We start from the raw sequence: 11,689 nt of genomic DNA on the forward strand, positions 1-11,689 counted from the left end.
AAGAGTTCAATCGCGGAGTCCCAAAATAATAAGGCAGAAGCCCCATCGAAGGTAAACAAACCTTCATTTTTATCCCAGATAAATTCATTTGAATCTACTTGTAAACTTACTTTTGGATTTTTCATAATATATATAACCCCTTCTAAGAATACTGAATGGTACAACTTTTAAGCAGAAAATGATATATATTTCACACAATTTTTATTGAATATGTAAATATAAATGTTTTAGCCTCGTTTATCTAAGTTTACATTATGTACTTTAAAGGAACCAAGCAGAGAAAAATCTTTTGTGCGTCTCAAGGGATTTTCAGGGGTCTCTATTATGAAGTATGCAGCCTTTTATACGCATACTTAAGGTTGTCCTATATTGCCTTATTTATAGATTTGTCGTACAATTATTCAGACTTTTTTATGAATTGAAGCTTATAAATTCCCTAAAAGCTATCCGTCATGCAACGATGGGGTAGCTTTCTTTTTTGTTAACGATAATTTTAACATCTTATAATAGATTTAAATATCTTGACCGTAAAAGTATACATTTATAGTTAACATAAAACATTTTATCGGTACCTTTTAAATAACTGAATTAAAATATGTTTCTTTATCACATATGAAAGCTTCAAGGTTTAGGGATTTAATTGTATCCTCAATATTTATATCATTTGCTAAAAGCAATGTTATAAACGAATCATAGATCCCCATAAATGCAAAATCCATATTTTCATCTGTGATAATTGACTCGTTAGGAGATAAGTTAGCTATTTCTAAAGATGACATATCATTGACTTTAAATGAACCGTTTGTGTCGTGAATAGGTTCAGAAAAATATAAAGTATTTGCCCCTTTTGAACAGAGGATCTTTACTAAACTATTTAGTATAAACAACGATGTACGGTCTTCTTCGGGGTAATAAAAATCAGGATTAGACTTAACATAGGAAGCTAATTTTTTATATTCATCACTAGGCACACCAGTAAGGTATTGCAACGCTATGGATAGTTCCTTGTAGGATCTTAAATTACTTTTGGCCATTACTTCTTTCCATAATATTGGTTTTCCAAGTTTAAGCATTTCCTCATCACTAGGATATATATGCTGATAAGGATTTTTCCTTTTTGATTTCTCCCAACCAGAGGGCATTTGAATAAAAGGGTGGAATAGAATAGCAGCAGAATTAAAGTCATTAGGTAATTGGGACAAAATAGGTAAATCTCCATCAAGCCGTATATAATCCAACAAAACGAGACATCTCCTTTGAATATACTTAGTTACGTACATTTTATATGCAGAGAACAGTAATTTCTAGTCAACATAATCACCGTTCTAGGAAGGAACTTTGCTGCTTTGAGTCGCACATCCACTGCAACTTCCATTTAAATTAATTTTTCCTTCTGTCTTATTATCCGTACCTGATAATTTGCTTATTTCCCCTTCAACAACGTAAGAAACTTTTCCTAATTTCTCTTTATCTTTTCCTTTATAGATGATACTGCCTTGCCCGTTTTCGGTATTCTCTCCTTTATTTAAAAGGTATAAGACTTTCCACTGTTCTCCTTCACCTTCAAAACGCACGCTTTCTTCTTTACTACCGCAACTAGACAATACTAATAAAAGAATAGATATAAATCCTAAAAACAAAAAATTTCTTTTCAATTTTAAATCCTCCTACACAATAAAAGATTACTCCTAATGGTAACACATTCCATTTTTCGAATGTATACTGTATTCAAACCTAGTTAACATAATGGAAGTTATCGGTATTAATAAAATTACCCCCACCACATAGCTAAAATAAATAATGACCATAGAGAAACAAACAAACTAAGGCCTAAAATAACAAGCCAATACACATCTAAGGTACTCTTTTTAAGTTTGTTTTTTTTGTTGAGTATGTAAGTCAATACAATTGTAATTAGATATAAAAAAATGCTTATGCATGTTATAGCAGTCAGGTAGTAGATTGGATTTAACTTTATTATGTTTTTATCCATAAAATAAGAAATATCTTGACCAAATATTGCTAATGCAGTAGCCGAAAATAGAAAAATACATATAAATACATTAGCTTTCAACATATATTACACCTCCAAAACTAGATCCCAATAAATTATAAATTTATACCAATAGTGTAATTTTACACTATTTTTTATTTTTTTCAATGTAATAAAGGAAAACTATTAACTAAATATTTCTCTTAACATAATGGATTTTTTTTGGAATACCTTAAAAAATAAAAGAAGAAAAAAGAATTTCATATATTGATATAAACGTTGATATGTAAGGGTTTATAAGGTTTTTTTGAAAGAGAAGAATAACTCATATACAAGTTAGTTTTAACCCCTATGAGGGTTATTTTTTCAAAAAAATCAAGGGTTAGAAACAACACTAATACAGAGTTAAAAGTTTCAGAATTTGCATCAAGAATCCTTACAAAAACTCATACTTACTTCTTAATTATAGAATAGCCTTAAAGGCTACAAAAGCAGGCTTAAGCCTGCTTTTGATACATCTCGTATCAAAAATAATACAAAATGTATCATTTTCTATACATAAATGTTTCATAGCTGGTGAAACATTTATGTGAATGATTTATATCCTAATTGAGCACACTATTGAAAAGTTGGAGAGATGTTCATTCTCAATTCTTTAGTGTGTACTATGAATAGTCTAAAAGAAAAACCTACTGTCCATGTTCAGTAGGTTTTTCTCTTTTCTATACATAAGTTCTTACTAAATTGAACAAGCTACTCAAGGTGCGACAAAGCGTCAACACAACATTACGATTACCGTATAAAAAAAGTTGCCTCTTTTGACTGGGAAGAGGTAGTCTTTTTTTATACGGTATACAAATCTAGTCTAAATATGGTCAATAAAGTATAGAATCCCCTCAATAGGGCAGACTGCTAAAGTTCGTTGGATCATATACAATACCTGTTGTATGTAAATAGCTTTATTTCTTGTTGCAGTTGCAGACTTCCTAACAAGTCTGTTTTTTTTATTTAATAATTATAAAAATGAATAATAAATAACATCTTGAGCAAACTACTCATGATGTTACAAAACATCGTCCTAACAACAAATGTGTGTAGAGAAAACTACCTTGGTTGAAGGTAGTTTTTTTCTGTTTTCAGCCTGTATACTCTATACAAAGTTAGTTAACATAATGTCTCTTCAAGGAAGCAAACAAGCAAAAGAACCCTTGCGGAAGTAGGGTTCAGCTAAGGATTCTTTTGCTTGAATATGCAGCTTTTTATACATCGTTGATATGACTACGTTCTTTGGGTAGTTGAAAGAAACGAGAATGTATAAAAAGCGCTCCTTTTATACATATGCTAGTTCCTATAAAAATAGTCTTTTTAGAAAAATTACATATTAAGTTTCCCATATGGACTGTCTCTTTCTAATACCCGAGGTAGCTCTTTCTATAAGATTATAGTAGAGAATTCCAAATTATTGGCCTTTGTATTTATCTATTCATAAATAGGATTACTTGTCTCATATGCTTATACAAAATCCTAGCTGAAAAAGAGGTGAAAAATGTGAAGTATATGCTGATGGTATGTAATCAACATGTGAAGGATGGACTTGTACGCCTTGAAATTCCCCATGTAAAGAAGATTCACTACTCTAAGCATACCTGTTCTTTTTGTAATAAAAAGGCTGAAATAAAAATCTATTATTCCATCGCTCAAAAATATAGGAAAACCAATTTTATAGTATGAAGATCCTAAAATCTGGCCTACTTTCAGCAAAAATAACGCTGCAATACTCGTTCTATATTTGTTGATCTTTTACTAATATGTAGGTTTGAAAATCAAAGAGGGCTAATTAATATACTTTCTTTTTAGACAGCAGTTCCCTTCATCTAAATAATATATTAGAGAGAAGAATACGTTAAAAAAGCTCAAGTCTGAAAAGATGTGAGCTTAAGCATGTCCAGACATAAAGCAGAATAACTTAGAATGAAACTATTCTACAATTGTAGGGGGAGTAATAATGACTAATGCATTTGTTGCACGATCCTTAGATGAAATTCGTTTTTGGTCAAGGATTATGAAGGAACATTCTTTATTTCTTCGATTAGGTTTCAGGTGTGAGGATACACAATTAATTGACGAGGCGAATCAATTTTATCATTTATTTGAAGAAATTGAACAACGGTCTCATTCATTCACTAATCAAACAGATCCGGAGCAAATGAAAAGATTCAATTCAGAAGTCCAACAAGCAGCCACAGGTATATTTGCTTTTAAGAGAAAAGTTTTAGGCCTAATTCTGACCTGTAAACTACCGGGTTCCAATAACTTTCCTCTTTTGGTTGATCATATTAGTAGAGAAGCCAATTATTTTAGAAAACGATTAATTGAATTAAACGAAGGGAAATTGAAGCCACTTGCTGATGCCATTATAAAGGAAAATGTCTTCTTTTTAAGAATTATGGCTGATCATGCCCAGTTTATAGGTCATCTTCTTGATCCATCCGAACGAAAACTTGTCGATATGGCCAGAAACTTCAGTCATGATTTTGATCAATTAGTTTTTCAAGCAAGAGATTTAGAGTCTATGAAACCACAATCTCAAACGGTTCCTCTTTTAGATCAATTTCTTGATCAGAATCGTGTTTCTGTAGCTTCCCTTCGGGACTTTAAAAAAACAGCCAGAGATTTAATTGAGGAATGTAGAATTAAAAGCATTATCCATCCTCTTCTGGCTGATCATGTTTTTCGAGAGGCAGAAAGGTTCCTTCATATTATCGATATGTTTGAAAAGAGTCTTCAAGCACATAAATAATACATTTATGTTAAATTTAAACTTTTTTCTTTATGAATCTTAATGATTTACATTCAAAGGGCTTCGGATTTTAATGAAGCCTTTTGTTGTTATCTCTCGAAGTGTCTTATGACCATAGCATTGCTTTTGAATAGACGGGAAATGAAGAGGAGGACCTGCAAGTGACATCTACTTTTATAGGAATAGACCCTAATCAACAAGATGATTATCTTGATGCGATCGACGCTGCCTTAGAAAAAGGAATGGCTGCCAAAGAGGTCGCCTGCTCAATTACAACAGGCTTCCGAAGAGTTCCTTCCATGCGAGTTGCCCCAGGACTAAATACGTATCATGCCTCTGTTGCCGATATCGGCTACGGGTTTGATGCAGTACAAGGTACGATTAGTCGTATCCGTCAAGGAGAATCTATTGACCTTGCAAAGGAAATGCTGGTGTTTGATCTAGACACACTGCGTATTAGTGAAAAGCAATTAAGACCTAATTTTGAACTTACTGTAAAAAGGGCCAACCCTGATGCCTTTTACTTAATTGAACAAAGCCGGTATCTGCATCGTCAAATCTTTGAAGCAATTAAAGAGGCAATTAGGCTCGGTCGAGCTTTGCTGGGTCCTGAGTGGGAGACTATACGAGCAAAGATAGAGGAAATTCAAGCGATACCACGTCTTTAGAGGAGAGGAGGAGGATAGAAAAATGTTTCCTAACGCAGAGCTTTTAAATATGAGTGTAGATCAACAGCGATACTTATTGGACTGGTGGAATACAACGGAATCAGCCAAATCGGTTGTAAAACGTTTGGTTTCATTAGTAAGTGAACTAAGGTTACACCCTGAATCCAGTCACGCAGATGGAATGATCCTTTTTTATAGGGCTGTTTCAGAAGTTTCATATGGCTACGCTGGTACAAGAGGATGTATACGGAGGGCGTTTAATGATGAATACAGTGAAGCTCTAAGAAAGAATATGACCATGTGTCACGGGTTTGATCGTAAGTTTTCCGTAGATACAAAGATTCTTCTTGAACGAGTAGCTAAGCAAATTACTGGACCGAACGCTCTGGAACTGATCCATCGTATTCGAGAGGTATTGAAAGAAAACGATGCGATGTTACATGAGATGGAGATAAAAGCTCATGCTTTCTACGAAAAGGGGAGTCACTCACGAAATAAGGATATGACTTAGTTTTTAGATACATTCAAAAGATCGCCAGTATAGGCGATCTTTTGAATGTATGTTTAGACAAAATTTCAATCATTAAAATCAATATCGTGAATTTTTAGTTTTTTTGCTTCACGAAAATTTCTTTATATGGGGTTACTTTTATAGAATCCTTCAAAAAGGTTGCTATAGACCCACATGAACTTGCTTTGTTAGGATAAGAAAGAAGTAAATGTGGAGGAAAAAATATGGAACAAAGATATAAAGATTTAAAGATGGGTGAAAGAGGAGCTATCTTAAGTATTTGTGTTTACATATGCTTATCTGCTTTAAAATTATTTATTGGCTATACAACCAATTCAGAAGCCCTAAAAGCTGATGGATTGAATAACACAACAGATATCATTGCCTCAATTGCCGTGCTTATTGGTCTTCGAATTTCACAAAAGCCAGCTGATAAAGACCACCCCTATGGTCATTGGAAGGCTGAAACTGTTTCATCATTGGTAGCTTCGTTTATTATGGCCATTGTGGGACTTCAGGTTCTTTATGAAGCTGTTACTTCTATACTTGAGCAAAAAACAGAGGCTCCCGACTTGATTGCGGCTTGGACAGGCATTTTCTGTGCAATTGTCATGTATTTTGTTTATCGCTATAATCGCAACTTAGCTACAAAGATTAATAGTCAATCTGTTATGGCAGCAGCTAAAGATAATTTATCAGATGCGTGGGTAAGTATCGGAACAGCTATTGGAATTATAGGAGCACAGTTTCACCTTCCTTGGTTAGACTCCGTTACGGCCGTTATTGTAGGATTTCTTATCTGTAAAACAGCTTGGGATATTTTTAGAGAAGCTTCTCATCATTTAACAGATGGATTCGACGAACAACAGTTGGAAGAGTACAAGGAAACCATTTTGAATACTCCAGGCGTAAAAGGTGTAAAAGACATAAAAGCAAGGAATTATGGAAGTAGTCCTGTAGTAGATGTTTCTATTCTCGTAAATTCCACCTTGGGAGTAGGCGCTGCTCATGACATAACAACTAAAGTGGAGAATACATTAGCACAAAAACACAATGTAGTGGATGCTAATGTACATATGGAACCAAGCTAAGAAATAAGCAAGCATCGGAATTAAAACGAACATGTAAGGGAAAGGAATTAATCATATGGAATTGGGATATAAGAAAGATATACAATTTAAAGATAAAAACTTAAAATATAAGAAAAAAGATAATGAGGAAGCAATCGAATTGACTATTTTCATTGTACTCTTAGGTCTAATTTTTATTCTCAATGCATGTTTAAAATTCTTATAGTCCTTTTTCTTATCTGTGTAATATACAGATTCAATTAATATAATAGATCCCGGGCACTCTTTATACTAGCTCACCATCTTTCTGAGAGTTCTTTTATAACACTTAATAAATAAAAGTCTATATTTTGAGCAAACTACCTAAGATGCTTTAAAGTATCAAATAAAACGGAATAATGTACACACCGGAAAAACTCCTTACGGAAATAGGGAGTTTTTCTATTTTTAAATTGTATATCGCGTACAACTATAGTTAACATAATGGATTTTCTAGTAATTTAAGAAACTAACCAATAAGAAGTCAAATGAAAATCAAAAAAAGGACTGCCTAACTTGGCAGTCCTTTTTCTTTTTAAGAAGCTGTTGGAATTTTTACATACCTTTTACAAATTGATAATGATACTCATTTTCAATTATGCTATTATATTTTAGTACTTATATTTTTAATTATTGGAGGAAACAACATGTTTATTGAAGTTTTAAGACAAAACAAGAAGGTCTCTATACTTTTGGCTGTGTTACGTGTATATCTTGGATATACATGGTTAATGGCTGGATGGGGGAAAATAGCAGGCGGACAGTTTGATGCTTCTGGTTTCTTGAAAGGAGCATTAGCACAAGCAGCTGGAGAGCACCCTGCAGTTCAGGGATGGTGGATTGTCTTTCTAGAAAACTTAGCCATTCCTCATGTAGAACTATTTAATACATTAGTACCTTGGGGAGAATTACTAGTCGGAATAGGTTTATTGATTGGTTGCTTTACTAAAACAGCCGTATTCTTTGGTCTTGTTATGAATTTCTCTTATTTGTTTAGTGGTTCAACGAGTACCAATGTACAACTTGTTCTATTGTCTATATTTATTCTTATTTCTGCTTTAAATGCAGGTAGATATGGAGTGGATGGTCTCGTACTATCATCTCTTAAGGAAAAACTATTTATTAATAAAACAAGAGATATTAAAGATGTAGCTTAGTTTTGTTAGAATAGTTCAAGAGATCACTGGTATAGGTGGTCTTTCTTTGTCATTGATCTTAGATTTATAGGCGTATGAGATACTCTATGCTGCATTTAAGTAAGGAACATGATAGGTATTTTTCTGAGTTCATAATCCTTGTAATAAAATTTATATATTTTCTTTTCCACCACTATATGAAATGTAATAAATTGTTATTGACGTTACAGTTAAAAAGAATTTATAATCTTATAGAAATTATAAATGATAATGATTTTCATTTTCGAGTTGTGCAATTAATAATTAATTTATTTCTTTAGGGGAGAGGGAAAATAATGCAACGTAGGATTAGCCTATACATAATTATTTTTGCAATTGCAATAATAGCATTCCCGTTTCGTAGTTTTGCCGCAAGTGCAGAAGATGACTTACAAGATGCAAACAAAAACATTATTGAAGCGATTCAATCTGTACAAAGTGGCGATATGCAAGGAGCCAAAAAACAATACGAAACATTTTCATCTACATGGATGTCGATTGAAAGTGGTATAAAAGAACAGTCTCAGGATGCCTACCGTGAAATAGAAGACGGGATGGGAGAGATACAATTTGCTTTGGCTCAGCAACCTATCAAAAAAGAGAATTTAGAAAATTCTCTCAAAACATTAAAACAAACCAATGAAAAGTTTATTGCAGGAAAATTCCCTCATACTGTAGCAAAAACTGAAGACGAGGGAACAAAACAGGGTAATGTAGCCGATTTGATTGTGTTATTAAATCAGTCACTTTCTAAATTAGATCATAGCGATGTGAATGGTGCAAAAGCAGATATTGAGCAGTTCCGCACCTCTTGGCTGGATATAGAAAGCGTAGTATTAACACAGTCTTCTAAAATCTATACAAACGCTGAGAGAGACATGGTAACGTCTTATGCAATGCTTTCTTCTAAGAACCCTGACATAAAGGGAGCTAAAAAAACAATTGAAGGAATGCGGGATTATCTTTCTCCACTTGCATCTAAAACTAGTTATAACATGTTAGATGCTACAACGATCCTTTTACGTGAAGGTTTAGAAGGTTTACTTGTTGTAGTAGCACTTTTAGGTTTTGTGAAAAAAGCTGGTCATGCAGATAAGAGTAGATGGATTTGGATCGGTGTTGGATCAGGCCTGGGAGCAAGTATTATCTTAGGTGTTATTGTAAACATATTGTTCTCTGCCGGAGCATTTGGGAGTAATAACTTCTTAATCGCTGGGTGGACGGGAGTCTTTGCTGCACTGATGCTTCTGTACATGAGTTACTGGCTTCACAGTAAATCAAGTACCGCAGAATGGCAACGATATATTCAAACTCAAAGTACAAAAGCTATTGATAAAGGAAGTCTTTGGTCATTAGCTATTCTTTCTTTCCTTGCTGTTTTCCGGGAAGGAACAGAAACTGTGTTATTCTTTATCGGAATGGCTTCATCCATTAAACTACCTACACTTTTAACAGGGATAGCGATTGGATTAGTACTATTAGTCGTTCTCTCTTACTTAATTTTAAAAGTTGGATTGAAGATACCAATGCGCCCATTTTTCCTAGTATCTAGTATTCTAATGTTTTACTTATGCTTCAAATTTGCAGGTATGGGCATTCACGGGCTACAACTTGCTGGATTATTACCAGCTACACAAGCTCCAATCCCTACTATAGATTTCTTTGCGATTTATTCAACATGGGAGAGTGTAATTCCACAAATCATTCTACTTATAGTTGCAGTTGTCGCAATGGTATGGAATAAAAAAAAGGATAAAAAAGCAAATTTACAACAGACAAATCAGGGGGAATCAAAACATGCGCTCTAAAAAACTTATTGTACCAATCATCCTAGCAACGTCATTAACTTTAGCAGCTTGCGGAGCAAAAGAAGAAACAAAGAAAGAAGCTTCAAAAACAACAGAGGAATCATCAAATTCAAAAACAGTTTCGATTGCTGATGGTGCAAAAGACATGAAACAAGTACTTGCTGATATGAAAACACAACTTACAGCAAAAGACGCTACGAAAGTAAAAGATAGTGGAGAGAAATTAGAGGAAAAATGGGAAGTGTTTGAGGACTCAGTAAAAGATAAAAGTCCCGATCTATATGAAAAGGTAGAAACGCCACTTCATACAATTGAAGCAGGAGCAAAGGTTGAACCCCTCGATACAAAAACGTTAGACAAAGCAGCAACAGATTTAGACAGTGTATTAACAGAAGTACAAAATTTAAAATAAAACAATGAAAAAGAGCACTTTATCTATGGTTAACATAGAATAGAGCGCTCTTTTTTTGTCTTCATAAAAATTTAATCTATATAGCAAGTCATTAGAGCAGGTTACTCTGTAAGCCCTATATTGTATATCACAGCTATGTAGATTTTTTAAATTTATTATCAGAAGGAGATTGGAAAATAACATTATCACGTTGTTATGTTAGGAAGTGGAGAGAGTCCACCTCTCAATATGGCCTATTCTTTAGTGTCTGATATTCCCATTACTACTCACATGCAAATTATGAGTATTTTCTCAAAGTCTTTAATGCACCGCCCCAAGCTACTACTTGGTCGAGCATCTCATTAACATTCTTCAGATGTAATTCAGCTGGTTTAAACGTAGTAAAGTTTTCAAAGTCTGTAAATAGTGACAATGTAGGATGCACACGAACATCGGCAATCATTAATTCACCCATGATTCCACGCAAATGCTCAGCTGCACGAGCTCCACCAGTTGAACCATAGCTAACAATGCCTGCTGCTTTGTTATTCCAAGCTTCACGAGCATGATCAAGTGCATTTTTTAATGCCCCAGTAATACTGTGATTGTATTCTTGGGCGATGAATATGAATCCATCTAGGTTGGCAAGTTTTTCGTTCCAATCTACAATTCCTTTTTCTGTTCCATCAGTTGTTCCTAAAAAAGGAAGTTGAAAATCAGCAATATCTACAATTTCATAATTTGCATCTTCACGTTTATCAGCAATCCCTTTTACCCATTCTCCTACTTGTGGACTTACCCGTCCTTCTCGTGTGCTTCCTAAAATAATTCCGATATTTAATTTTTCACTTGTCACTATTTTTCCCTCCTCATCTGATATACCACATAATTTCTTTCATAAAGATCAGTAAACAGCTACTAATTCTTCGGAAGAGAAAGATTTACCTTCTTAATAGTTATAAAAAATATATTTATGTATATTTCTAGAGAAGGCTTATCGAATATAACCACTCTTTTTATGTTGCTTAGATAATCTCGAAGAATCTTATTCTTAGTTCTTTTATATCATTTTTTCAATATTTATTGACTGATGCATCAATTTAACACTACAATGCGTAGTGTTAAATTGATGCATCAGAATAATTAATAATTACAGCAGCATATCGTAATACATAATTATACGAAAAGCGACTAGAGAAATTATATTTGAGTGCGTTTGATTATAAAGTAGGAG

Annotated in this window: 11 protein-coding genes; 7 read left to right on the forward strand and 4 right to left on the reverse strand. The window is 33.6% G+C overall.

The features are described 5' to 3' along the window. Positions 1-575: 575 nt before the first annotated feature. From LAV82_RS30950 to LAV82_RS30960, 3 genes are all read right to left on the reverse strand, one after another. Entirely contained in the window at positions 576-1,241 is a 666-nt protein-coding gene (locus LAV82_RS30950; protein WP_499717627.1) for a DUF2711 family protein, read from the reverse strand. A gap of 84 nt (positions 1,242-1,325) precedes the next feature. Continuing rightward, positions 1,326-1,655, reverse strand: a complete 330-nt coding sequence (locus LAV82_RS30955) for a hypothetical protein (RefSeq protein ID WP_499717628.1) — start codon at positions 1,653-1,655, stop codon at positions 1,326-1,328. A 116-nt stretch (positions 1,656-1,771) separates the two neighbouring features. Next, positions 1,772-2,077, reverse strand: a complete 306-nt coding sequence (locus LAV82_RS30960) for a hypothetical protein (protein ID WP_499717629.1) — start codon at positions 2,075-2,077, stop codon at positions 1,772-1,774. Between the two features lie 1,921 nt (positions 2,078-3,998). Here LAV82_RS30960 and LAV82_RS30965 point away from each other — a divergent pair. The 7 genes from LAV82_RS30965 (at position 3,999) to LAV82_RS30995 (ending at position 10,476) form a co-directional block, all read left to right on the forward strand. Then, positions 3,999-4,793, forward strand: coding sequence for a DUF2935 domain-containing protein (locus LAV82_RS30965; protein ID WP_057242768.1), 795 nt, complete (start codon positions 3,999-4,001; stop codon positions 4,791-4,793). A 299-nt stretch (positions 4,794-5,092) separates the two neighbouring features. Then, positions 5,093-5,461 (forward strand): hypothetical protein, encoded by a 369-nt coding sequence (locus LAV82_RS30970; protein ID WP_499717630.1) that lies wholly within the window; start codon positions 5,093-5,095, stop codon positions 5,459-5,461. A 22-nt stretch (positions 5,462-5,483) separates the two neighbouring features. Further along, on the forward strand, positions 5,484-5,972 hold the full coding sequence (locus tag LAV82_RS30975; RefSeq protein ID WP_499717631.1) for a hypothetical protein: 489 nt from the start codon (positions 5,484-5,486) through the stop codon (positions 5,970-5,972). A gap of 224 nt (positions 5,973-6,196) precedes the next feature. Beyond that, complete coding sequence (locus LAV82_RS30980; protein WP_499717632.1) at positions 6,197-7,063, forward strand: cation diffusion facilitator family transporter; 867 nt, start codon at positions 6,197-6,199, stop codon at positions 7,061-7,063. Between the two features lie 665 nt (positions 7,064-7,728). Next, positions 7,729-8,238 (forward strand): DoxX family protein, encoded by a 510-nt coding sequence (locus LAV82_RS30985; protein ID WP_211080168.1) that lies wholly within the window; start codon positions 7,729-7,731, stop codon positions 8,236-8,238. Between the two features lie 314 nt (positions 8,239-8,552). Beyond that, positions 8,553-10,064, forward strand: coding sequence for an FTR1 family iron permease (locus tag LAV82_RS30990; protein ID WP_499717633.1), 1,512 nt, complete (start codon positions 8,553-8,555; stop codon positions 10,062-10,064). Continuing rightward, complete coding sequence (locus LAV82_RS30995; RefSeq protein ID WP_098548947.1) at positions 10,054-10,476, forward strand: hypothetical protein; 423 nt, start codon at positions 10,054-10,056, stop codon at positions 10,474-10,476. Before LAV82_RS30990 ends, LAV82_RS30995 begins: the two co-directional genes overlap by 11 nt. 277 nt (positions 10,477-10,753) lie before the next feature. Here LAV82_RS30995 and LAV82_RS31000 read toward each other — a convergent pair whose 3' ends face one another. Beyond that, positions 10,754-11,311: an NADPH-dependent FMN reductase gene (locus tag LAV82_RS31000; RefSeq protein WP_211080166.1), complete on the reverse strand. Its 558-nt coding sequence runs from the start codon at positions 11,309-11,311 to the stop codon at positions 10,754-10,756. Positions 11,312-11,689: the final 378 nt, after the last annotated feature.

The organism is Bacillus sp. ILBB4, from assembly GCF_035064545.1.
GTDB lineage: Bacteria > Bacillota > Bacilli > Bacillales > Bacillaceae_H > Priestia.

Bases quoted from the DNA above. Each gene is read 5' to 3' on its own strand.
- LAV82_RS30960 (WP_499717629.1), bottom strand. From the start codon at position 2,077: ATGTTGAAAGCTAATGTATTTATATGTATTTTTCTATTTTCGGCTACT.
- LAV82_RS30965 (WP_057242768.1), top strand. From the start codon at position 3,999: ATGACTAATGCATTTGTTGCACGATCCTTAGATGAAATTCGTTTTTGG.
- LAV82_RS30970 (WP_499717630.1), top strand. From the start codon at position 5,093: ATGCGAGTTGCCCCAGGACTAAATACGTATCATGCCTCTGTTGCCGAT.
- LAV82_RS30975 (WP_499717631.1), top strand. From the start codon at position 5,484: ATGTTTCCTAACGCAGAGCTTTTAAATATGAGTGTAGATCAACAGCGA.
- LAV82_RS30980 (WP_499717632.1), top strand. From the start codon at position 6,197: ATGGAACAAAGATATAAAGATTTAAAGATGGGTGAAAGAGGAGCTATC.
- LAV82_RS30985 (WP_211080168.1), top strand. From the start codon at position 7,729: ATGTTTATTGAAGTTTTAAGACAAAACAAGAAGGTCTCTATACTTTTG.
- LAV82_RS30990 (WP_499717633.1), top strand. From the start codon at position 8,553: ATGCAACGTAGGATTAGCCTATACATAATTATTTTTGCAATTGCAATA.
- LAV82_RS30995 (WP_098548947.1), top strand. From the start codon at position 10,054: ATGCGCTCTAAAAAACTTATTGTACCAATCATCCTAGCAACGTCATTA.